This is a genomic window from Paenibacillus rhizoryzae (genome assembly GCF_059686995.1).
Map to the genome: position 1 here is coordinate 285,891 of NZ_JCAALT010000004.1, position 23,212 is coordinate 309,102.

Consider the following 23,212-nt stretch of genomic DNA (forward strand, 5'->3'; position numbering starts at 1 on the left):
TCCCGTTAATGCTCGTCCTCAGATTCCTCGGAGACCGCTAACAGCGCTCCGCCCCCCTGAACTGCCATTCGGTAGTCCGTCGGTTTCTGCCCCGCATACTTCATAAACACTTTTGTAAAATACCGCCGCTCCGCATAACCGACTTCCTTGGCAATTTGCGCGACGCTCTTCGGCGTTTCAAGCAGCAGCGACTTGGCAGTCTCCATCCGCTGACGCGTAATATATTCGATGAAGGTTTCACCATACGTTTGCTTAAACAGCAAGCTGAAATGCGAGGTCGACAACCCGACATATGTAGCTGCCTCTTCCACGCTGAGATCGCGGAACAGATGACGGTCCATGAACTGCTTCGCATCGGTCATCTGCCGCTCGGAGTGCTTGCGTTTGTCCGTCGAACGAGCGACGCCTTCGCTGGAAGCCTGCCGAATCGCCGCAAACAAATCCTTCACGCCAAAATGCAAATCCATCTTGCGCCACATCGCTTCTTCCTGCTCACGCGGCAGCAAGTCCGCTTCCTTCAGCTCCCGCATCAGATGCAGCGCCAGAAAATGCAGCATCGGCTTCAGCCGGCCTTCCGCGCTGCCGCCCGCTTTATGCAGCTGCTCCGCCAGCCGCTTCTGCTCTTCATCCACGCCGGCCGCATCGCCGCGCTTCATCGCACCGATCAGCCGCTCCGCTATATCCCATAGCGTGCGCCCGGGATCAAAACCGCCTGTAAGCTCGCTGCTGTATACAGCGATCGGCACCGATTCGATAGACAGCTGCATACCTCGCTGCACTGTTTTATAAGCAGAGGAAAGCTCATTCATCGCCGCCACTTTATCATAAATGCCCGCATGCAGCTGGAGCTTGGCATTATTACGAACGGAAGCAAGCAGCATGTCAGCCCACTGCCTCACCTGCAGCTCACGGGCGTCGGGAGAACCGTCTCCGTTATTCACAGCCTTCTCGCCATGGATCAAGACGCACCATTCGCCATCTCGCATTTGGATGACGGCTTGCTGAAGACCTGCCAGCTGGAGCGTCTCACGAAGCACGTTACATACGGCAAAATTCCAGATCTTGCGCTCTTTGTCCGGCCATTCACGCCAGTCCCTCGCATCTGCTGAACCGGCATCGATATCAAGCACGAGCAGCGTATATTGAGGCTCCCCGAGCAGCTGCTCCTGTCCGGCCATCAGCCAGTTGTCCGGGGTAATATCCGTATAATCCATCAGTACATCATACAAAATCTTTTCGTTCGCCAAATCAATCATCCGACCCAGCTTGCGCTGCTCTTCCTTGACCTGCTGCCGCTTATTGCGCTGCTCCGACATGACACGGGCAATAACCCCTGTCAATTCATCATAAGGAATCGGTTTGAGGATATAATCCTTCACCCCATACTGAATCGCAGACCTCGTATACGAGAAGTCCTGATAACCCGAGAGCATAATAATATCGCAAGCCATTCTCCGCTCCCGAATCTGCCTGACGAGCTCAAGTCCATCCATGACCGGCATCCGGATGTCACAAAGTATTAAATCCGCAGGCTCCTTCTGCAGCAGCTCCAATGCCTCTACACCGTTCTTTGCCGTACCTATGATTTCAAGCCCAAGCATACTCCAAGGGATAACCTTCTCTAGGTTTCGAGTAATATGTTGTTCGTCATCGACAAGCAGCACTTTTCCGTTCATATCCGTTCACCTCTGTTCCGTGGGATCTTAATTCGGATAATGGTGCCGTACCCCTCCTGGCTGCACAGGAGCAAACCGTATGGCGATCCATAATGAATGCGCAGCCGATCCGCGACGCTGCGAAGTCCAAGCCCTCGTCTCTCGCCTTGCTCGGCAACGTTCAGATCCAGATCCCGCTCTTCTTCGCGGCTCAGTCCGTTAATCCGTTTCAACGCCGCCTCATTCATGCCGATTCCGTTATCGGAAACGGTGAAGATGACCAACCCTTCTTCCAGATGAACCGAGATCGAAATTTCGCCAACATGCTCAAGCCCTTCGAATCCGTGCTGGATGCTGTTCTCGACAAGCGGCTGCAGAGACAGCTTCAAAATGGTAAAATCGAGCGCCTCATCCGGGATTGCCAGGTCATAGCTGAATACATCCTCGAACCGGTATTTCTGAATCTCCAGATAGCTGCGTACATGTTCAATCTCTTGGCGCACCGTAATAATCTCCGAATGATGCATGCTCGTTCGCAGGAGAATGCTCAATCTGCGCACCATCTGCATGATTTTGCCGCCTTCGTTCTGGGCTGCCAGCGCATTGATCGACTCCAGCGTATTAAATAGAAAATGCGGCTTGATCTGCGCTTGCATCAGCATCATTTCGGCACGCTGTTTCCGTTCCTGCTCTGTACGGATCTCGCTCAGCAGTCGGCCGATCGTCTCCACCATGCTGTTAAAGCTGCGGGCTAGGAGTACGGTTTCGTCCTTGCCTTTTGCCGGAACGCGGGTGTCCATCATGCCCTGTTCAACGAGGCGCATTTTGCGAACCACCCGAATAATCGATTTGGCTACCCGACTAACGAAGAAGATATTAAATAGAATCGCAAAAATCAAACATAACAGCGTAATCCCGCCAATCCACTGCACGAAACGCACATTCTCGCTCGTTAGCGACTCCCACGATTTGACGGAAATAAGGATCCACCCGCTGCGGTCGAGGTTATACGCCGATACGAGAGAATCCTCATGATTGAACATGGTGCGAGAGCTTACATAGCGCTGCGTGTGCTGCAATTGAAGCTGCGTTTGATTTTGAGCGTATCTTCCCTCTAATTCGTGCTTGCTATCCAGCATGACCAGACCGCCGTTATTGATGATCAAATAACGCGTCTGCGTCTCTTGTTCGCCTGTTAGCGTAAAATCCTGCAGCATGTTGTCGACCTCATCGGTCTTCACTTGGGTCACCATAACACCGGATTCGTTGAACGTATCCATGTCCCGTACAATGCGCAGCTGCGTAAATAAAGCAGCGCCGGTGCCGGTTAGCCCCGGCTGCTCGTAAGGACCGATCCACATGGGCCGGCCGTTATACCGCTTTATTTCCGGAAAGATGGCATGGTTCTTCAACATATCGTAAGTGATGTTCTTGAATGTAGTCGGATCATTACGATAAGAACGGAACATCGTCCCGTCCGCGCCGTAAAGCATCACCATGCTGAGCGCCGGATTTTGCCACAGCAGCTTCCCGAGCGACTTCTCATATTGGCTGATTGCGATTAGCCTGCTTGCATCATTGACCGAATTGCGGGAGCTGCGCAGCGCATCTTGAACGGTTGCGTTCGTAACGCTGATATCACTGAGCTGATCGAGCTCCCGGAAGAAATAACGGATATTGCCGCCCACCGCTTTGAGCGTAATCTCCGTTTGCTCACTGTATTTCTTCTCCAGCAGCTGCTCCGAATTGAGAAAGGATACGATGCCTAGAAATATAAGCGGTGCAACAATCAAACCTATAAAAGCGAGCAGCAGCTTCGGACGCAGATTCATGGGACGGCTCCTTTATCATTTCAGCTATAGCCTCAAACGAGCGAGTCCGCACCCAATGTATGTGCGAAGCCTAGCCCTTCACGCTGCCCGCTGTCATCCCGTCAATAATTTGACGCTGCAGGAACATGTACACGAGCAGCACCGGAATGATGCTGATAATGACTGCCGCGGAGAGCGATGCAAAATTCGTCCGATAGCCGTCATTGAAGGTAGCCATACCGGTTGGCAGCGTACGCAGCGATTCTGTCGTGACGAGCAGCTGGGAGAGTATATATTCGTTCCAGTTGCCGATGAACGCAAGGATGAAGACCGTAACGAGCGCCGGCATCGACACCGGTATAATCACTCTGGCGAACAATCCCGCAGCACTTAGCCCGTCCATAATGCCGGCTTCTTCAAGCTCGGATGGAACAGATTGCATGAACGCATGCAGAATGAAGATTGTAATTGGCAATGCATAAGTGCAGTATACCAAAATGAGCGCCTGATGCGTATCGTAGAGATTCAGATCATTCACCAAACGGTACAGCGGAATGAACAGCGCGCCCGGAGGCACGAGCAAGCCCATGAGAATAAAGCCGTAAACGCGTTTGCTCAGCACTTTGTATTTCATCCGGGACAAAGCAAAAGCTGTTGCCGATGAAAGCACAATCGTGAGCAAACACGCAGCAACCGTTACATAAAGACTGTTAAGAGCATACACGCCGATATGCGCGCTTTCCCATGCAGCCTTGTAATTATCGAAGTTAAACTTGGATGGCAATGCCCATGTGTTAACCGTAATCTCCCGATTCGTCTTGAATGAGGACAGGAGCAGCCAGAGCAGCGGGAAAAGGATGACAATGACGTACACCCAAAGCGATACATGCAGCGGCCACTGGCTATTGCGTAGTTTGTTCGAACGGTGCAGTTTATGGGCCGCTTCGTTCGATGGTGTGATTTTGCCGTTTGTTAGGACGCGATCCATTAGTACTGCACCTCCTCGGATTTCGATACGCGCTGCAAGATAGCCGTCATCGCTAGGATTAGAATAAACATCGCTACACCGATTGAACTGCCATAGCCAAGCTCCAAGGAGCGGAAGCCGATTTTGAGCGCATAAGTAGACATAACCTCAGTAGACTGGAATGGTCCGCCATTGGTCATAATTTGCACAATATCAAGCACTTTTAATGTACCGGACACCGTTAGCAGCAGCATAACGAATAGAATCGGACGTACGAGCGGCAAGGTGATTCTCCAGGTTTCGCTCCAAGCGTTGACCCCGTCGATCTTTGCAGCCTCGCCGATTTCCTTCGGGATATTCAGAATGGCGGCAAGACAAAGCACAATGAAGAAACCAATGTTCTGCCAAGCGTTCGCGATCAGAATCGAGATCATCGCCAGGTGTGGGTCGGAGAGCCATTCTCTTGCCCAGCTTTCGCCGCCAATCGAGCGCAATACTTGGTTGATCATTCCGGATTCATAGTTGTACAATACGCCGAACAGAATAGCGACTGTTGCCGTGGAGATCACAACGGGTACGAAAACTGCTGATTTATAGAAGCCGCGCATGCGTCTTGCTTTGCTTACCATAATGGCGATAAGAAACACGAGCGGGATATTGACGATAAGGGAAAAAGCCATGAAATAGAAGTTGTTGCCGAGCGATTTCAAGAATACTTCGTCGTGAATCAATCTTGTAAAGTTGTCGATACCGATAAATACTTTCTCGGAAATGCCATCCCATTGATAAAAGCCATAAATGAAAGACACAATGACCGGATAGATAAAGAACAGACCGTAGAGCATTAGTGTTGGGACGATAAAAGCCAGATATGTCCATGGGTTTCTCAGCGCTTGATTCATCGGGATCCTCCTAGCAGGTTAGGCGTATAAAAAGAGGGTGCCTGTTACGGCAGGACACCCTCCATCCATCATACAAGTTGTGTTTGCTTAGCTGCGTTGCCGCTGCTTAAGCGCTTATTTTTGTGCGTTTGCTTTGTCTTGGGACTCTTGGATTTTCGCTGCTACTTCTTCCGGCTTCTTCACTTTGCCGATCAGCTCTTGCAGACCTACGCCTACATCGGCGCCAACGCTCGGTTGTACGATAGCGTCGAATGCTTTCCAAGAAGTCGATGCGCCGCCCATTACGTTCAGAACGTCAGAGATCAGCGGATCTACGCCGGACAGGTCGGACAGCTTCATGGAAGGAAGTACTTTGTCTTCAAGAAGCGTACGTTTTTGGATTTCTTCGTTGAAGAAGTTAGCGATGAATTTCTTCACGGCTTCTTTTTGATCGTCGTTCAGGTTCGACGAGAAGCCGAAACCGTTGGAGTAGGACGCATTGATCGAAGATTGGTCGCCTTTACCGCCGTCGATGGACGGGAAGGAGAAGTACCCGATGTTGCCTTTCAGGTCGCCTGCTTCGTCGCCTGTAAAGCGGTTCGCATCCCAGCTTCCCGTGAAGACCATAGCTGCGTCGCCCTTCAGGAATTGCGCGCCTTGCTCTGCGTATGGCAAGCCAAGTGCACCTTTCGTGAAGTAATCGTTGTTAACCAATGTTGCGTAGTCCGCGAAACCTGCTACGAAATCAGGATCTGTCCATTTTGCCTCGCCAGTCACCAATTTGCTGAACGCATCGATGCCAACGTGACGCTCCATCACCGTGTTCCACAACATACCGTTAACCCAGCCGTCTTTTGCCGCAAGCGCGAATGGCGTTTTGCCTTTTGCTTTTACAGCGTCGGATACTTTGATCAGATCTGCGAATGTTTTAGGAACTTCGAGGCCATAATCTGCGAACATCTTCTTGTTGTAGAACACGCCTTCGCTGTAACCGCCGAATGGCAGGCCGTACACTTTACCGTCTACAGTGAACTCATCCAAGCTTGCGAACTTGTCCTTGATACCAAGCTCTTCGATGATCGGCGTCAGATCGAGCATGCGGCCCGCTTTTACATACAGGTTCAGGTCCGCGCCGCCGAATACTTCAAAGATATCGGGTGGGTTGCCTGCTGCCATTTCCGCTTTCAGCTTCTGATCGCGGTTTACCACTTCGTCGATGCCTTCGAGTTCGAATTTCAGGCCTGCGTTTTCTTGTTCTGTTTTGGCTACAACGTCTTGCAAAATTTTCAGACGCACTTTGCTTGTTTCTTTAATTTGTGTATGACGCAGGGAAAGCGTAACGTCCTTCGCTGCCGGCGTTTCGTTTGTTGAACCATTATTCGTCGTATTAGTAGACCCAGCGTTAGTCGCTGTATTGTTTGTGTTGTTGTCGTCTTTGGAACCGCATGCGGAAAGTACAAGAGATGCCGACATGAGTGTCACGGCTGCGACTGTAAATCCTTTTTTCATTTAAAGACCTCCCAATGTGTAATCGTATATTTGTTAGCGCTCTTCCTTACACTTTGAATTATAGATGGAGCAGAAAGAACGCAAGAGGTCGAAATTACAACGAGCTTGGGATACTTTTGGGCGGGCATGTGAGGAAGGGATAATAATAAACGACCCACAGGAGGTAAAAATCCTGTGGGCAGCGTTTTCAATCAGAGAATTGTATCCTTGATGTAAGCATACATGACACTCTAGGCGTTAAAAGTGAAAATTAGAGATGGGTTACTGACAACCAGATAGAGTCAGTTACAGACTACCAAGCGTACGCGCGTGGCGCTTCTCCGCCTGGTCCTGGGAAAATCTCATCGATCCGTTTCAATGTCGACTCGTCCAGCTCTAGCTCAACTGCGCGCAAGGAGCTTTCGAACTGCTCGGCCGTACGCACGCCGATGATTGGTGCTGTTACGGCTGGGTTCGAAAGCAGCCATGCCAGCGAAACGACATCCTCGCGTTCGCCAAGCTCATCGCAAAGCGCGCCGTAAGCTTCAAGCTGAGCGGCATGCTGCTCGATGCGCTTAAGGTCTCCGCTGCGTTTGCCAGCGCCGCCGCGGCGGACGTTACCAGCCAGCAGGCCGCCATCAAGCGGACTCCATGGGATGACGCCGATGCCTAGTCCTTGTGCAGCTGGCAATACTTCCAGCTCCGGCAAGCGGCAAAGAAGGTTATATTTATGTTGCTCCGACACAAGTCCGAGTATACCGCGAGCTTTTGCTTCGCCTTGCGCAACGGCAAGATCCCAGCCGGCAAAGTTGCTCGCGCCAACGTAGCCGATTTGACCTTGTGTTTGAGCGGCTTGGAATGCAGGCCATAGCTCGTCCCAGCTGACATTGCGATCAACGTGATGCATTTGATACAGTTCGATATGATCCGTTTGCAGTCGTTGAAGAGAGGCTTCCAGGTGACGGCGAAGCTTATAAGCAGACAAGCCGCCATCGCGGTTTGGTCCGTCATTCTTATTACTCATATCGCCGTAGAATTTCGTAGCTAGCACGGTACGCTCGCGGCGTCCGCCGCCTTGTGCGAACCAACGGCCGATGATTTCCTCCGTACGGCCGGCATTCTCGCCCCAACCGTAAATATTCGCCGTGTCAAAGAAGTTGATGCCCGCATCGAGCGCCGCATCCATAATCCGAAACGCTTCCTGCTCGTCCGTATCGACTCCGAAATTCATCGTTCCCAAGCACAAGCGGCTAACCTTCAAACCAGAACGTCCCAAATAGGTGTACTTCATCTTGATTTCACAGCTCCTCTTCCATGTATGAATGAGATAAGGAAATAAGTCCCTTTCCTATTATAAAGAAATTGCCGAGGAAAGAAAAATGAAGTTGCTGTTTAGTTTGGAGGCCTGGCGCTGGGGAAGGCGCCGCTGCATCGGCGATTGTTGCGTATGTGTGGCTCCCAGAGCTACACATACGCTGAGGTTCAGCGATTGCCGCGCATGTGTCGCTCCCAGAGCTACACATCTGCTCGTATCCGGCGATTGCCGCGCATGTGTGGCTCCTAGAGCTACACATCTACTTGTATCCGGCGATTGCTGCGCATGTGCGACAATGTAGATCCCTAGGTAAGCTACTTTCGCCCATTCCCCCACATTCACGCCAATGTAGATCCCTAGGTAAGCTACTTTCGCCCATTCCCCTACATTCACGCCAATGTAGATCCCTAGTCAAGCTTCTTTCGCCCATTCCCCCACATTCACGCCAATGTAGATCCCTAGGTGAGCTACTTTCGCCTATCCCCCACTTTCCTGGCAATTTATATCCCTAGATGAGCTACTTTCGCCCATTCCCCCACTTTCATGCTAATGTAGATCCCTATGTGAGCTACTTTCGCCCATTCCCCTACATTCACGCCAATGTAGAACCCTAGGTAAGCTACTTTCGCCCATTCCCCCCACTTTACCGCTGATGTAGATCCCTAGGTGAGCTACTTTGTCTATCGAGCATCTGTGACGGTTGTTTGTTACTCCGAGCTTCAGCCAATGAAGATCCCTGGTTGAGCTTCTTTCTCTCCTTAACCCACTTTCCCACTAATGTAGATCCCTAGATGAGCTACTTTCGCTTATTCCCCCACTTTGCCGCTGATCTAGATCCCTAGACTAGCTACTTCCTCCCATCCCCATATTCTCCGGCATTGGAAAGAGGTACCTATTACCTCTCTTGGAGAAAAAAACGCAAAAACAGGCTCATGAGCGGAAACTGGTACCTCTCTTGAGCCTGTTTAGGAGGGGGATATGCAAATGTACGGTAACCATTCCCCTTCATCTATCGGGGTACAAAAAAGACGGCGATGACCATCATCGCCGTCTTCTCTATCACCTATAGCAAGTGGTGAGACTACTCACCACCACGCATCCCCTGAATTGCGGTTCGAATCGCGCCGTAAAAGTCGCGCCAGTGCGGCGCGGCCTCGGCTGGCCCGATCACGCTTTCCGGCGTGCCTTGGCCCGCTGCCGGCGAAGCTTCCGCCAGTTGGCCGCTTAAATGGAGGCGGCTCGTTCGCTGCGATACATCAACCGCAGGCGAAGTAGCCTTTATTGCTACGCCAGTGCCAGTGCCAGCGCCAGCGCCACTCACACGCACTGCATCTTCCTTCCCACGTACCTCAGCATCTGCGGTCACTGCCTCGGAGGTGGCATCGCTCGCCTCCGCTGCATCTACCTCAGCCGCCAACGCTGCCTGACTAACCTCTACTTCACCATCATGAACCTGATTATCCGTCCATTCTTCCATCGGTTGCCTTGCACCTCACTTACTATCGCTTAGCTTCCATCGGTTGCTGTACACTCTTCACTTCATTATCGCTTAGCCCTTGAGCCGATGCTTACGTAGCGAGAACAGCTCGCGCAGCTCATCAGTCGACATCTCGGTAATCCAATTCTCCGATTGGCTTACGACTTGATCATTGAGCATCTGCTTCCGCGTAATCATGTCGTCGATTCGCTCTTCCAGTGTGCCCAGCGTCACGTATTTGTGCACCTGCACATTGCGTTTTTGGCCAATCCGGAATGCGCGGTCTGTCGCTTGGTTCTCCACTGCGGGGTTCCACCATCTGTCGAAATGGATCACATGGTTCGCCGCCGTCAAGTTAAGTCCGGTGCCGCCGGCTTTCAGCGAGAGGACGAATGCGCAGCCCGGCTCCGATTCATTTTGGAATCGCTCGATCATCTGATCGCGTTCCGCCTTCGGCACTGCTCCGTACAGATACGGCGTCGGAATGCCCAGCCGTTCTTCAATGAGCCGCTTGAGCGTAGAGCCCATCTCCACATACTGCGTGAAAATCAAACAGCGCTCGCCTTCCGCCGCAATCTCCTCCACCATCTCAAGCACGCGCAGCACTTTGTTGGAGCGATCGACATCCCATGCGGAAGGGAACAGCGTGCGATCTTCCTTCAATAATAAGCTCGGATGATCGCATACCTGCTTCAAGCGAGTAAGCGCGGAGAGAATGATTCCCCGGCGCTGCAGCGCACCGACTGCCTCCAGCTGATTCATCAGTTCAGACACAATATTCTCATATAGCGCACCTTGCTCCACGGTCAGCGACAAATAGGTACGCATCTCATTTTTCTCCGGCAGGGCAAGCGCAATGGCAGGATCTTTCTTAAGCCTCCGCAGCATGAAAGGCTTCACCCAGCGCTGCAGCTCTGCAATAAGCGCCTCGTCGCGCTCCTTCTCGATCGGAAGCACAACGGCTTTGCGGAATTCAGTCAACGTCCCAAGATAACCCGGATTTGTGAAATCATACAGCGACCAAAGCTCCGTCAACCGATTCTCCATCGGCGTACCTGTTAGTGCAACCCGGTGATGCGCGGAGAACCCGCGAATCGCGGAGGATTGCTTCGTATAGTAGTTCTTAATATTCTGCGCTTCGTCGAGACAAAGAACATCCCATGAAACAGCGCCAAGCTCTTCCTCATCAATTGGAGCTAGCGTATACGAGGTAATGACAAGGTCAACCGCCGTCGCTTCCGCCGCAAACTCCTCGCCGCGCATACGTTTCGGTCCATAATGCACCATCACGCGAAGCTCCGGTGCGAACCGTTCCAGCTCCTTCTCCCAGTTGCCGATAACCGACGTCGGGCAAATGAGCAGCGAAGGCCCAAAGCTACCATGCTCCAGTACATGCTGCAAATACGCCGTAAACTGAATCGTTTTGCCAAGACCCATATCATCCGCTAAGCAGCCGCCAAGTCCGAATTTCCGCAGAAACGCAAGCCACGATACCCCTTGCAGTTGATAATGGCGAAGCTCGCCTTGGAACGCATCCGGCGTTTCAACAAGCGGCAAGTCCGCCGACTCATTGAGCTGCCCGATCCAAGTCGCCAAATGCTCATTCAGCTCGATTTCGGCTGTTAACGCTTCTTGAAGCTCATCCTCCGGCTCCAGCTCTGCCCCGCCGCGCAGATGCATCTCCATCACATCGCGCATCGTTAAGCCGCGCTTGCCGCCATTCTTCTTCAACCACTTGCGCAGCCGCTCCATATCGCCCGGGTCCAGATGCACCCATTCGCCGCCAACTTGCATCAGTCTGCGGTTCTCGGATGCCAGCTTCATGAACTCCGCTTCCGTCATATCGACATTGCCTACGGCAAGCTTCCAATCAAAATCAACGATTTGCTGAAGGCCGAACATCGACTGCTCGGCAGAGCCGACAGACGATTTCACTTTGGCTTTCAGCTTCATGCGGCGGTTACGCGCCGCCTCCCACCAAGATGGCAGCAGGACAGAGCAGCCTGCCGCAAGCAGCTTCACGCTCTCCTGCTCCAGAAATGCATACGCCTGCGCATCGTTCAGCTCAATACGGATGAGACCCGCATCTTCACGATCGCCCAGCCCCTCTTCCGATCGCGTCCATTCCGGCAGCGCAGCAGCCCATTTCATCTCTTCCTTGCGCATACGCTCGGCAAAATGCTCCCGCCACGCTTCCGGAGCATCCGCCGGCAGCACAAACCGCTCTTCGCTCCGTGCTCCAGCCGCTTCATTAAGCGCAAGCGTCATCCAGCGTCCGCCATCTTCGCGGTCACGAACGGCCGGGCGAAGCCGCCAGCCATGCCCATCGCTCGGCTCCAGCAGCTGCAATGCGGTACGAAACGGCGCATTGTCCTGCTTCATGCCGATGGAAACAAGCCAATCGTCCTCATCGGCCGCTTTCATCATAAGCGCGCCTTCACCGGCCTGCGAAGCGGCGTTGCGCCAAGCAGCGCCTACCGAATCATCGGAAGCAATCAACTCTTCCACAATGCCGGTCAGCCACCCTTGTATCGCACCGCTATCGCCTTGCTCCTCAAGCTGCGCTGCAAGCTGTTTCCACGCCATACGCGTGTTCTCTTCATCTCGCGGCACATCCAGGCGCCAAGCTCTCGCTTCAGCCCGCCAGCGCGACCAATCCGGCGAGAACCAGCCGTGGAGCAGCGCCTCGCGCATCATCATAGCAAGCTTGGCCAGTATCTCCAGCCTATCGGTCCATTCCACCTGAAGCAGCCTGACCGGCCGCGGAGAAGATAAATAATCCATCGCAATCGCCGGCGACAACGGCAGCTCGGTCCGTTTGAGCCGCTCGTCCGTACGTTCCTCAATCTCTGCACCAAACCAAGAAGCCTCGTGCCAAGCGAAGAGAAGGCGGCGCAGACGAAGCGTTAGTCCAGCGACATGCCCAGCTGCCAGCACCAGGCCTTCGCCCTCATTCCAAAATCCGTCAACGACGACCGTTTCAGTACCTGTGTAACCTCTCATGTGATGATTTTACCCCTCCAAAGCTCTTCCTGCAGCGCGCGCAGGCGCCCATGCTTTCGTACGATACCATCCACATAGCGGCTCCATTTATCGCCGTGCTCCTCCGCTTTGTACAGCTTCTCGAGCTTCTTCATCAGCTTGACTGCTTGCCTGTAGCCTTGCCGATTACGCGATCTAATCGCGCCGTCAATCGCTTGATGATACAGCGGGTACAGCACGCGTGGAGCAGCCTTGCTGATCTCCCGCACCAATTGGATATCCATCTCATCGGGCTCGATGCCGAATAGCAGCTGCAAATCGGCCCATTTCTCATAATGCTTGCGATCCAGCCAATGCTCCGTCAACGCCGAATAGGAATACGGCAGGAATGAAACCAAATACTGCTGCCAGCTCGGATTGTCCGGCTGCTGAAGATCTGCCAAACGGCACATCGACAAGAACGGTCCGAACGCTTTGGATTTCCGTTCGATCGATAAACCGCCATACAAATACCGAATCCAGTTCTCCAGCTTCGCCCAATTCCGCTCCTCCAGCCGCTGCAATGCACAATCGCAGGCAAGCAGCGCCGTCCGATTAAATTGGGTTCTGGACAGCAGCTCCATCGCATAATCGTCGTTGTCCTCTGCATAAGCCAGATAAGCAAGAGCCATCGGAGCGAAGAAGCTCGCATGCCCCGCGCCTTTCTCCTCTGCCAGCTTATGCTCCAGCCATTGCTTCTCCTTGCCGGTCCAAGTGGAATCGTGTACAAGCTGCCCCCAAATCGAGAAATACAGCGCCTCCCACCTGTGAAGCTGCTGCTCCCGATCCATTTCCCGTTCATGAAACAGCTCAAGCAATTGTTCGACCCCGACACGCTCGAGGTCCGTCATTGTTTCCGGTGTAAGCTCCCCTGCAAGTTCATGGTAGTGATTGATCCAAGGCTCCGTCATCCGCGCAAAAGCCATCTCATAATAGTAACGGCTGTAGCTGTCCGTATGGGAATAAGCCCGCTCGGATTGCTCCACGACAAAAATAATGCCATGCATCCAGTGCAGCCTTCTGAGCCCTTCGTCCCAATTCTTCGAAACCGCCTTGATCGCCTGCAATACAGGCTGCAGCGGGTGCAAAGAATGTCTGCATTGCCGCCATACTTCACCGTGCTTCGCTTCCATATCTTGCTGCCATAGACGAGGGTCTCCTTCGAGCCCTGTCTTAGCTGCAGCAGCGACTTCCGATGCCGGAGCCCTATCCCCGGCTCCTTGCTGACCTTCCGCAAACATTGGATCACGACCATATAACAAGCGGTTATGCACCTCATCCGCACTTCTTCCCGCGTATTCATAATAAGCGTAGAAGACAGCAGCCATGTGCTTGCAATACCCTTTTACCGGGCAAGTACAAGTGCTAAAAGAAAATTCATCGCAGTCGAGCGTAACGGCAAAAATTGCAGCATCCTTGACGGTTCCATATACAGAGGTTCCTTCCATCACTTGAACGGAAAGCACCTTCTCCCGGCGGTAATAATCAAAGCCAAGCTGCATCACCTCAAGGGGGATGCTGCTTGCGACAGCTGTTTCCAAAGCCTGCAGCCGCTGTTCATCCAATTGAAAAAACGTGCTCACGATGCGTCCCCCGTTCCTCAATAACCATTCCAACCATTATACCACATTCACAAACGGTTTCGCTTTGAACTGGGACAGACATGATGAGAATAAAATAAAAGCCCCTTGTCCGGACCGGAAAGTCCGAGCAAGAGGCCAAGTATGATTTTCAGTAAAATCGCAACTTAATAAGGCACTTTCACGATAAATGTCACCGTATTCGGTTCATTTATGGCCAGGTTAATGGCTCCTTTGTACTTATCGACAATGGACTTCACGATGTGCAGGCCAAGTCCGGAATGACTGCCCTTCTTCGACGTGTAGCCTGCTTGGAATAACGGTTTATTCGCAAGCTCGGCTGCGCGCAAACAGGTGTTGCTTACGGCAAATTCATAATAACCGGTCTTCTGGGATGCCGCAATGTGAACCGAACGTTGGCCCTCCGCGTAATTGAGCACCTCATCAAACGCATTATCGATCAAATTGCCGAGCAGCCTTGTCATGTCAAGCGACTTCATCCCAAGCTCAAGCTTATTGATGTCATTGAAATCCGACTTGAATTCCACCTTGAGCAGTTCAGCCTGCAAGCCTTTCGCACGAATAAGCGCTGCAATGGCCGGATTGCCGATATCGATAATATCGTTTAGTTCCCTGATCTCGCCGGTTAATTCAGCCGCGTACGACTTCAATTCCTCCGTCTTGCCAAGCTCTGCAAGCGCGTGAATGGTTTGTACATGATTCGCGAAATCATGTCGCTGGGAACGAATCGACTGGAACAGACCGTTTATTTCATCCAAATACGTTTCTTGCGCCTTACGAATCAGCTTATCTTGCGATTTGCGGTAAGCAGAAACGAACAGATAGACCAGAATCAAGCTAATCACCGTCACGATGCCGATAATGATTGCAATATTGACGAATTGCTTATCCAGCGTATGTTGAATGGTCGCATAATCCGATACAAGCGAGATGACATAGCGATTGAGCGGTTCACCGTTCTCATCCAGCATACTGGCTGATTTATTCGTAATATCTACCGGAATAAACAGCTTGATCACATGCTTGCCGTTAATGACAGCATTTTGATAGACCTTTATGTTCTTCTCATTCGCCAATTTTACGTTAGCCAAATCATCAGGATTCGTAAACGTATACGTTCCATTGATGATCGGATTTTGCGTCATGTGCTGCAGAACCTCGCCATTATCGGTAATGGTTGTTTTCTCGCCGTCACCAAAGGTTTCCGGGTTAATGATTGTAATTTCGCTTAACGATGTATTCTCTTTGAGCGTCTGCGAGATCAGCTTATCGACGCCGGTCGCATCATCGTAATCATGCTGTCTGCTGTCGTAGCTGATGTAAGGATCGATCATATAATTGGTTGTGCCGTCGTAATAGTAACCCCATTTCTGAATGGAGCTGGTTTCCGTCGTGGCAAACTCAAATGGACCTGTCCAATAATTCGTCAAATGCTGGCCCCAGTCAATCGTAACCTTATGCTCATCGAACAATTGGTTAAAGGCTTGGTACCAAGGTTTCCATGTATTTGTCTTATATCCGATCTGTTTGGGACTGGACGATTTATAGAGGATGATATTGTCCTTGGTTCGTTTGAGCAACGTGATGCCCACCATATCCAGCTTCTTGGAAAGCTCCACCAGTTGCGAGTTGGATACTTTCTCAACATCCGGATTTAGTGCAAATTGAGTAGCGATCGAGGCAGCACGAAGCTCACGTCCGATTTGCTCTTGATATTTCTCTGCGCCGCCCCGTGACAGCTCAATGGAAATTTCAATTTGCTTTGCAACGGATTCCATTTCGTGTTCGAGGCCATCTTCCAATGAATCTTTGGTTGTAAAATAATAGATGGTATTATTTACGCCAAGTAACAGCGCGATCAATAAAATGGCAAGAAGCCACGCATTTCGCCGCATTTCGACAGACTCTCCGATCAAATTCGAGATTTCCTTCAATTATCTACGATTTCATAGAGAGTGACAATGAAAGAATTGAACAATAATGGGTGTGACGTACTAAATATGGAGGCTTTTAACGCCAAAAAAGCGGCTCAGCACATGAAAGTCCATGCTGACACCGCTTCTTTTAGGAAGAAAGTCTTTTGAAAAATGCTAGAAGCGCCCATTTGCGCTCTTGCCGCTTCTTGTAACGAGGCAATGCTCGGTAAAGCGTCCCGCATTCTACCAATGTTTGCTTCGCATCCTCCGTTCTTCCCAGCTGCGTATAGAGCAGAGCCAGCTTATAGTAAGCTTCGATGGAAGAAGAATGTATGGCACGGAAGGATTGCAAATGTCCGATTGCCTTCTCCGGATTGGTTTTGGCATAAATCGCCGCTAACCGCAAGTAAGGCGTCCCGTATTTGACTCTCGGATTAATCGAAAGCGCATTGCCGATTGCCGCTTCGGCTGCATCCGTTTCACCAAGGTGACTAAGCGAAGCTCCTAGATCATCCCAGAATTCCGCGGAATGCTCCAGCGCATCCTGCAGCGGCATCAGCCATTCCTTCGCTTCTTTATATCGTTTGCGTTCAATCAGCAATCGTGCGAGCTCGTGTTTGGCCGGAATATCGTTTGGATTCATGATAATTTGTTGGCGCAGCCGTCTGATCGTACTGAATCTGCGCAGCGGCTTCACGAAACTCGGCGTGAGTCCGATGAATCTGCGGTCCAGTACATAGAGTAGGGCTAATAGGACAAGAACAGCAAGGAACGGACTGCCCGTCAGCCACCATATTACGCCGAAAAGTAAGATTTTAACCATATTGCCTCCTGCTAACCATGATAAGGTTTATTGCTGTCATCATTGTACACGATCGGCCTAGCTCTCAGATAGTGGAAATTCTTTTCCCTCTTGCAGAGCAACTCCGGTGCGCCGTACACTATGAAGTAGAAAAGGACAGCGAAGAGGATGAGGCGACAATGATGATGGAGCTATTGCGAGAAGCGCTGCCGTTATGGGTACATGCAAGCCGGCTGCATGCCAGCGAAGGACAAGTGGCCTCTTATATACCGGAGCTAGCCAAAGCACCCGCGGATGCGCTAGGTATTACGGTTATGGGTGCCGGCGGAGAGACGATCAGCGCCGGAGAGACTGATTTTCCGTTTACCATGCAGAGTATTTCGAAGGTGTTCACACTGCTCCTGGCTCTTATGGATAACGGGGAGGACGGCGTGTTTGCCAAAGTTGGCATGGAACCGACCGGTGACGATTTCAACTCGATGCTGAAGCTTGAGCTTGTTGAACCGGGCAAACCGTTCAATCCGCTTATCAATGCCGGGGCAATTGCAATCAGTTCATTGATTCACGGCGATACACCCGCTGCCAAGACGCAGCGTATTCTGGCTTTCTTCGAGGAAGCGGCAGGCGGTACGGCTTTGTCCGTCAACGAGGATGTCTTTCGTTCCGAATCGGCAACGGCGCATCGGAATCGCTCACTCGCTTATTTCCTTAAGGATAACGAAGTGCTAGGCGAAGAAATTGACGTTGAAGATGTGCTCCGCGTCTACTTCCGGCATTGCTCCATCGAAGTCAGCTGTAATCAGCTTGCACGAATGGCTCTGCTTCTGGCCTTCGACGGTTTCGACCCCTTGGCGGGAAAACAAATCGTACCGAAGCGTTATGTACAGATCGCCAAAACGTTCATGATTATGTGCGGTATGTACAACGCATCCGGTGAATTCGCGATTAAAGTCGGCATCCCGGCAAAAAGCGGCGTGTCCGGCGGCATACTCGCCCTAGTTCCCGGCAAGTACGGCATCGGCGTCATCGGCCCGGCACTCGGTACGAAAGGAAACAGCACAGCAGGTGTTCACTTGCTGGAAACAATGTCGGCAGAACTTGATTGGCGGATATTCTAAGCAGCGGAATGAGAAAAGAGGCTGAACTTGGTGGGAAACCCCACCTGTTCAGCCTCTTTCATATAGATGTGATGCAATTAACCTACGTGCATCATCATTTCCGGTTGTTGATTGCCTTCTTCACCGGCAATCGGTGCCGGTTTGCGAAGCAATAGGCCCAGTACAGCGCCGAAGATCGCGATGAACGTCAAGATCAGGAACGTATCTCCGAATGAGAGGGAATAAGCTTCAAGCTCACTCTTAGCTGTCGGTCCGTAGAACACCATGCGTTTTGCAAGAATGGTTGCCAAACCTGCCACTGCAAATGAAGTCATGATTTGCTGCGCAGCATTCGTAAGCGAAGTTACGCGGCTGACGAGATCACGCGGCGCGGATTGCATCAGATGCGTATTCAATGGCATCATCGACATCCCCATACCTGCTCCAAGCAAGGCCAGCGGACCCATAATCATCATTTTGCCGGATTCTGCATCAACATGAGAGAAGATGTACGCCGCTACTGTTACGAGCAGCATCCCTGCGAATACTAGCGGTCTTGCACCGATCTTATCGTAGAGCATCCCGCCTATTGGCATGAACAAAGCTGCGGCGATCGCTTGCGGAAGCATAATAAGTCCTGTGTCGAATGCACTGTAATGCTGTGCTTGCTGCAGGAATAGAGGAACTAGGAACATCGTGCCGAACAATGCGATTTGGGAAATCCATTGTACGACAATCCCTTTCGTGAAGTCCATTGAACGGAACACACGAAGCTCAAGCAGTGGATCTTTACGTCTGAGTTCAACGATAACGAACAAGATAAGGGCTACTGCACCAACAACAATACCGATAATCGTCTTCGACGCCGTCCAGCTTGTCGCGCCTTCACTAACACCGTACGAAAGACCAGCGAAAGCGATTGGTGCCAAGAGGAATCCAAGCTTATCAAGTGCGGCTACTGCCTGACGCTCAATGCGCGGCAAAGAGCGAATACCAAGGAATACGCCGAATACACCGATTGGAATGTTGATCAGGAACAACCATTTCCAGCTGACATAGTCAACCAGATAACCGGCAAGTACAGGTCCAAGCGCCGGAGCAAGAAGGATCGGAATCCCCATCATCCCCATTACTGCGCCAACCTTCTCCGGTGGGCTAAGACGATAAATGAACGCCATCGCGACCGGAAGTACCATCCCTCCGCCGATCCCTTGCACGATACGGAAAATAATCAAGGTTTCAACAGATGTTGCCAATGCGCAAAGCAGTGAGCCTACCGTAAATAGAAATACGGATGTGAGGAATACTTGCTTCGCACCAAAACGGTCAGACAACCATCCGGCAAGCGGGATAACCGCTGCTTGTGCCAGTGCATACCCCGTAACGGTCCAGGATACTACCTGATACGTCGTGTTAAACTCTTTAAGCAAACCCGGAAGCGCCACGTTAACGGCTGTTCCGTCCAGCACGACCATGAAAATCCCGATAATAATTGCTGCCAGCGGCCCTAATATTTTCCGAATGGAAAACGGCTCTTCGCTCTTTGCAGCTGATATTGCTTGTGCAGACATCGTACTCTCCAGCTCCCTTTACCCGTCCTATGCTCCTTCCGATCCCCGCACTTGCATTGACCCTTCCTAGGGAGAGGAGTACAATAAAGGCATTGGAACCTAGTTCGGAACATCTCGGTTTTTTATAAATGGACAATTGTCCGCTTTAAATACAGCTTACCTAACGCTACGCACATTGTCAATGAAAGACAATGTGAACTTTTTTCAATTTCAGGAGGTTCATGGCATATGCAGCAACGGAGCGAACGAAAGGATGCCGCCAGACACCGAGAGCTTATACTCGATACAGCCTCCCAGCTGTTTCATGAACATGGTGTGGAAAGCGTCAGCATGCATCAGATTGCCAAGTGCGCAGGCGTCGGGCAAGGCACATTATACAGACGTTATTCCTCAAAGGCCGAGCTCTGCATGGAACTTCTCACGGATCGCTTCGAGCGGTTTGCATCCAATATGTCCGCTTATCTTGCGCTTGAGGCGCAGCTGCCCGTACGCGAGCGAATGGAAACGTTCTTATCGCGCTGGATTGATTTTATCGCAACTGAAATGCAGTGGTTTAATGCGATTCAGCCGGATGCCTGGTGTTCGGATGATCGGGATAACATGGTCAACTCGCCGCCTTTTCAATTCGTGACGGGCGTGCTGAAGAATCTCCTTGATGAAGCTGTTGCATCCGGCTTGGCCCCTAACGTGGATACCGAGTTCGCAGCCTTCCATATTACGATATCCATGAGTCCGATTGCGTTTCTCTACTTCACCGACGATCGCGGACAGACAACGGAACAAATGAAGGCGAAGTACATTTCTTATTACAGTAGCCTATTCCTCGGACGTTAATGCAGTTGCAAAAAGGACGCTGACGCGCAATTCCCTTGTAGGTAAAGGGTTTGCTCGCCAGCGTCCTTTATTTGGTTGAATGGTTTAAGTTTTATTTCGCTATCGATATCCCTATAGCTGACCCAAAATCGGCTTGTTCGGCAAATAATGCTGGGACTTAATGTAGCGAATAGTGCGGGTCTTCACACGCATGACGATAGAATGGGTCTCGGCCCGTTGATCCGGCAGCATGGAGACACCGCCAAGAAACTCGCCCGGCGTGACGCCTGTAGCAGCGAAGATAACATCGTCATTGCCGATCATATCCTCCATGCGCAGCAACTTACGCGGATCGGAAAGTCCCATGGCTCTGCAGCGTTCTTCCTGCTCCTCATTCAGGGGCATGAGCCGGCCTTGAATCTCGCCGCCAAGGCATTTGAGCGCGGCAGCGGCAAGCACTCCCTCCGGCGCGCCTCCAGATCCGACATACAGGTCGATGCCGGCTTCAGGAAATGCCGGAGCAATCGCGCCTGCAACGTCGCCGTCCGACAGAAACTTAATGCGTACGCCGACCTCTCGAAGCGAGCGGATCAGCTCCGCGTGGCGCTCGCGGTCAAGGATCATGACCGTTAAGTCCGAAACTTGCTTGTGAAGGGCAAGCGCCGCTTTCTCCACGGTCGTGCGGATTGGATCCTCCAGCTTCAGCTTACCGGCAAGCGCCGGACCAACGGCAAGCTTCTCCATGTACATATCCGGTGCATGCAGCAGCCGACCTTTCGGAGCGACGGCGATGACGGCCATCGCGTTGTTGAGCCCTCTCGCTACGAGCTCCGTCCCTTCCAGCGGATCCACCGCCACATCCACCTCCGGACCTTGAAGGCTGCCGACTACTTCACCAATGTAGAGCATTGGCGCTTCATCCATTTCGCCTTCCCCAATGACGACCGTCCCTCGAATCGAGACGGAATCCAACATACCACGCATCGCATTCGTCGCCGCTTCATCGGCGCGATGCTTGTCTCCTCGGCCCATCCAAGGAGCGGCAGCAAGGGCCGCCAGCTCCGTTACGCGTACAATTTCAAGTGCCAGTTCCCGCTCCATCGTACATCTGCCTCCTCAGTTTGCTTGCTGCAGCCAACCAATAATGATGCCCGCTGTTTCTTCAATCGCTTTCTCGGTGACATCGATAATCGGACAGTTTAACGAATTCATAATCGATTGCGCGTAGGCCAGCTCTGCGTCGATGCGCTCTGAGGATGCATATTTCGCGGAGAAGGGGAGTCCCATCGCTTTAAGTCTTTCGGTTCGTATTCCTGAAAGCTTCTCCGGCTGCATCGTTAACCCTACGACGAGCCGTATTCCTTGATAAAGCTCCTGCGGTACCTTCACTTCCGGCACGAGCGGCAAGTTGGCGACCCGAATGCCTTTATGGGCAAGATAGATGCTTAGCGGTGTTTTCGACGTTCGGGATACGCCCACAATGACAACCTCTGCGAGCAGCAGCCCTTTCGTGTCCTTGCCGTCATCGTATTTCACCGCGAATTCAATCGCTTCAATGCGGCGGTAATAGTCATCGTCGAGCGTATGAAGCAGGCCTGGTTGCCGTTTCGGTGAATCGTTGAACGTATCGATAAAAGCCTGCATCATCGGTCCCAGTACATCAATGGCGCGCACGCCTTTCAGCAGCGCTTCCTCTCTCATCGTTTCACGGAGCTCCGGTTGCACCAGTGTATAGGCGATGAATCCGCCAGCACCGGCTGCATCTCCGACAATATGGACGATTTCGTCCTCCGTCTTGATGTGGCCGCACCGAATCAATTTCACATCTTCAAAAGCGAACTGCCGCATCGCCGCCTTCACGACCGCTTCCGCCGTTTCCCCAACTGCATCCGAGCAAATATAAATCGGCTGCACACGTTTCCCCGAGCTCCCCACGTCCTGCCTCCTTATCCCTGCCTGTCCGATTCCAGCTCCATCATCCAGCGGAGGATATTCGTTTTGCTAATCCACCCAACGACCTCATATCGATTCGCCGGCTGTTCTTCACCTGAAACCACCGGTAAACCGTCCAGCTCCTGTACAAGCATCTTCTTCACCGCGTCCATCAGCGGATGATTGGCTTGCACGGCTGCAATAGCCGGCAAACGCGACATCGCCATACTTACCGGAATCGAGGCGGCATTGCTGCTGCCGAGCGTGATTTTGAGCAAATCCTTCGGTGTCACTACGCCTACAAAATGCCGGTTCTCATCCACTACGGTGAGCACCTCGGCATTGCCCATGAATAAGGTAATAACAGCGTCATGGACGGATGCGGTCTCCGCCACACTGATTGGCAGTCCCTGCACATCCTTCACACATGCGTCTTCCCAGCGCTTGAGCACTTGCTCTCTTCCTTGCGCCGCCGTCCCCGGAAAATACCCCACTCTCGGCTTCGCCTCCAAGAGCCGCAGCATCACGAGCAGCGATAAATCCGCGCGCAGCGTCGGTTTCCCCGTCCCCAGCATCTCCGCAAGCTGATCGCCCGTAATCGGCGCATGCAGCTTCACGAGCTTTAAAATTTCGACTTGCCTTGCCGTTAACGTGATGCCAACCACCTCATTCATGCGTCCTTATTTGATAATTAATGTATCATATTGATTCATTAGTACACAATATATATTTGGCTATTTTTGGTTGTTTCGACTATTGTCCCCGCACCTGTCATGGGGCGACAAATACCCGCCCATTTTTTCAATATACCGCACCACTACAGGCGCCTGATCATAATATAATTTGACTGTATCCCTTAACCTTG

General features: G+C 51.9%; 17 protein-coding genes. 2 read left to right on the top strand and 15 right to left on the bottom strand.

The genetic code is table 11. The features are described 5' to 3' along the window. Positions 1 to 5: 5 nt before the first annotated feature. From AC6ESO_RS13870 to AC6ESO_RS13920, 11 genes are all read right to left on the bottom strand, one after another. On the bottom strand, positions 6 to 1,676 hold the full coding sequence (locus AC6ESO_RS13870) for a response regulator transcription factor (protein ID WP_497091852.1): 1,671 nt from the start codon (positions 1,674 to 1,676) through the stop codon (positions 6 to 8). After that, positions 1,673 to 3,487, bottom strand: a complete 1,815-nt coding sequence (locus AC6ESO_RS13875) for a sensor histidine kinase (protein ID WP_497091853.1) — start codon at positions 3,485 to 3,487, stop codon at positions 1,673 to 1,675. Before AC6ESO_RS13875 ends, AC6ESO_RS13870 begins: the two co-directional genes overlap by 4 nt. Before the next feature lie 70 nt (positions 3,488 to 3,557). Then, on the bottom strand, positions 3,558 to 4,454 hold the full coding sequence (locus tag AC6ESO_RS13880; protein WP_497091854.1) for a carbohydrate ABC transporter permease: 897 nt from the start codon (positions 4,452 to 4,454) through the stop codon (positions 3,558 to 3,560). Continuing rightward, positions 4,454 to 5,335, bottom strand: a complete 882-nt coding sequence (locus tag AC6ESO_RS13885; RefSeq protein WP_497091855.1) for a carbohydrate ABC transporter permease — start codon at positions 5,333 to 5,335, stop codon at positions 4,454 to 4,456. The genes AC6ESO_RS13880 and AC6ESO_RS13885 overlap by 1 nt, the downstream gene beginning before the upstream one ends. 114 nt (positions 5,336 to 5,449) lie before the next feature. Beyond that, the gene (locus AC6ESO_RS13890) at positions 5,450 to 6,823 is read right to left on the bottom strand and encodes an ABC transporter substrate-binding protein (RefSeq protein WP_497091856.1); all 1,374 of its coding nucleotides are present in this window, start codon (positions 6,821 to 6,823) and stop codon (positions 5,450 to 5,452) included. Positions 6,824 to 7,115: 292 nt separating this feature from the next. Then, entirely contained in the window at positions 7,116 to 8,093 is a 978-nt protein-coding gene (locus AC6ESO_RS13895) for an aldo/keto reductase (RefSeq protein ID WP_210655688.1), read from the bottom strand. A gap of 1,105 nt (positions 8,094 to 9,198) precedes the next feature. Then, the gene (locus AC6ESO_RS13900; RefSeq protein WP_497091857.1) at positions 9,199 to 9,594 is read right to left on the bottom strand and encodes a hypothetical protein; all 396 of its coding nucleotides are present in this window, start codon (positions 9,592 to 9,594) and stop codon (positions 9,199 to 9,201) included. 72 nt (positions 9,595 to 9,666) lie between these two features. Continuing rightward, positions 9,667 to 12,597 (bottom strand): DEAD/DEAH box helicase, encoded by a 2,931-nt coding sequence (locus AC6ESO_RS13905; protein WP_497091858.1) that lies wholly within the window; start codon positions 12,595 to 12,597, stop codon positions 9,667 to 9,669. Next, positions 12,594 to 14,198 carry an SWIM zinc finger family protein gene (locus AC6ESO_RS13910; protein WP_497091859.1) on the bottom strand — a complete coding sequence of 535 codons (1,605 nt, stop codon included), beginning with the start codon at positions 14,196 to 14,198 and terminating at the stop codon, positions 12,594 to 12,596. Before AC6ESO_RS13910 ends, AC6ESO_RS13905 begins: the two co-directional genes overlap by 4 nt. Positions 14,199 to 14,362: 164 nt before the next feature. Then, a complete protein-coding gene (locus AC6ESO_RS13915; protein ID WP_497091860.1) occupies positions 14,363 to 16,111 on the bottom strand; it encodes a sensor histidine kinase in 1,749 nt (582 codons plus the stop codon). 169 nt (positions 16,112 to 16,280) lie between these two features. Continuing rightward, positions 16,281 to 16,955, bottom strand: a complete 675-nt coding sequence (locus tag AC6ESO_RS13920) for a tetratricopeptide repeat protein (protein WP_497091861.1) — start codon at positions 16,953 to 16,955, stop codon at positions 16,281 to 16,283. A gap of 158 nt (positions 16,956 to 17,113) precedes the next feature. Between AC6ESO_RS13920 and glsA the strand changes: the two genes are divergently transcribed. Next, a complete protein-coding gene (gene glsA / locus AC6ESO_RS13925; RefSeq protein ID WP_497091862.1) occupies positions 17,114 to 18,052 on the top strand; it encodes a glutaminase A in 939 nt (312 codons plus the stop codon). 77 nt (positions 18,053 to 18,129) lie between these two features. Here glsA and AC6ESO_RS13930 read toward each other — a convergent pair whose 3' ends face one another. Continuing rightward, complete coding sequence (locus tag AC6ESO_RS13930) at positions 18,130 to 19,602, bottom strand: DHA2 family efflux MFS transporter permease subunit (protein ID WP_497091863.1); 1,473 nt, start codon at positions 19,600 to 19,602, stop codon at positions 18,130 to 18,132. Between the two features lie 228 nt (positions 19,603 to 19,830). On the opposite strand from AC6ESO_RS13930, the gene AC6ESO_RS13935 reads away from it, so the two are divergent. Continuing rightward, positions 19,831 to 20,436, top strand: a complete 606-nt coding sequence (locus AC6ESO_RS13935; protein ID WP_497091864.1) for a TetR/AcrR family transcriptional regulator — start codon at positions 19,831 to 19,833, stop codon at positions 20,434 to 20,436. Positions 20,437 to 20,547: 111 nt separating this feature from the next. Here the strand turns inward: AC6ESO_RS13935 and glpX are convergent, their stop codons facing one another. Genes glpX through AC6ESO_RS13950 form a run of 3 tightly spaced genes read right to left on the bottom strand, consistent with a single transcriptional unit; the run spans position 20,548 to position 23,021 of the window. Further along, positions 20,548 to 21,516, bottom strand: a complete 969-nt coding sequence (glpX, locus tag AC6ESO_RS13940; protein ID WP_497091865.1) for a class II fructose-bisphosphatase — start codon at positions 21,514 to 21,516, stop codon at positions 20,548 to 20,550. 15 nt (positions 21,517 to 21,531) lie between these two features. Then, the gene (locus AC6ESO_RS13945) at positions 21,532 to 22,350 is read right to left on the bottom strand and encodes a pyruvate, water dikinase regulatory protein (protein WP_497091866.1); all 819 of its coding nucleotides are present in this window, start codon (positions 22,348 to 22,350) and stop codon (positions 21,532 to 21,534) included. Between the two features lie 11 nt (positions 22,351 to 22,361). Next, on the bottom strand, positions 22,362 to 23,021 hold the full coding sequence (locus AC6ESO_RS13950) for a CBS domain-containing protein (RefSeq protein WP_497091867.1): 660 nt from the start codon (positions 23,019 to 23,021) through the stop codon (positions 22,362 to 22,364). Between the last annotated feature and the right edge of the window lie 191 nt (positions 23,022 to 23,212).

Bases quoted from the DNA above. Each gene is read 5' to 3' on its own strand.
- AC6ESO_RS13870 (WP_497091852.1), bottom strand. From the start codon at position 1,676: ATGAACGGAAAAGTGCTGCTTGTCGATGACGAACAACATATTACTCGA.
- AC6ESO_RS13875 (WP_497091853.1), bottom strand. From the start codon at position 3,487: ATGAATCTGCGTCCGAAGCTGCTGCTCGCTTTTATAGGTTTGATTGTT.
- AC6ESO_RS13880 (WP_497091854.1), bottom strand. From the start codon at position 4,454: ATGGATCGCGTCCTAACAAACGGCAAAATCACACCATCGAACGAAGCG.
- AC6ESO_RS13885 (WP_497091855.1), bottom strand. From the start codon at position 5,335: ATGAATCAAGCGCTGAGAAACCCATGGACATATCTGGCTTTTATCGTC.
- AC6ESO_RS13890 (WP_497091856.1), bottom strand. From the start codon at position 6,823: ATGAAAAAAGGATTTACAGTCGCAGCCGTGACACTCATGTCGGCATCT.
- AC6ESO_RS13895 (WP_210655688.1), bottom strand. From the start codon at position 8,093: ATGAAGTACACCTATTTGGGACGTTCTGGTTTGAAGGTTAGCCGCTTG.
- AC6ESO_RS13900 (WP_497091857.1), bottom strand. From the start codon at position 9,594: ATGGAAGAATGGACGGATAATCAGGTTCATGATGGTGAAGTAGAGGTT.
- AC6ESO_RS13905 (WP_497091858.1), bottom strand. From the start codon at position 12,597: ATGAGAGGTTACACAGGTACTGAAACGGTCGTCGTTGACGGATTTTGG.
- AC6ESO_RS13915 (WP_497091860.1), bottom strand. From the start codon at position 16,111: ATGCGGCGAAATGCGTGGCTTCTTGCCATTTTATTGATCGCGCTGTTA.
- AC6ESO_RS13920 (WP_497091861.1), bottom strand. From the start codon at position 16,955: ATGGTTAAAATCTTACTTTTCGGCGTAATATGGTGGCTGACGGGCAGT.
- glsA (WP_497091862.1), top strand. From the start codon at position 17,114: ATGATGATGGAGCTATTGCGAGAAGCGCTGCCGTTATGGGTACATGCA.
- AC6ESO_RS13930 (WP_497091863.1), bottom strand. From the start codon at position 19,602: ATGTCTGCACAAGCAATATCAGCTGCAAAGAGCGAAGAGCCGTTTTCC.
- AC6ESO_RS13935 (WP_497091864.1), top strand. From the start codon at position 19,831: ATGCAGCAACGGAGCGAACGAAAGGATGCCGCCAGACACCGAGAGCTT.
- glpX (WP_497091865.1), bottom strand. From the start codon at position 21,516: ATGGAGCGGGAACTGGCACTTGAAATTGTACGCGTAACGGAGCTGGCG.
- AC6ESO_RS13950 (WP_497091867.1), bottom strand. From the start codon at position 23,021: ATGAATGAGGTGGTTGGCATCACGTTAACGGCAAGGCAAGTCGAAATT.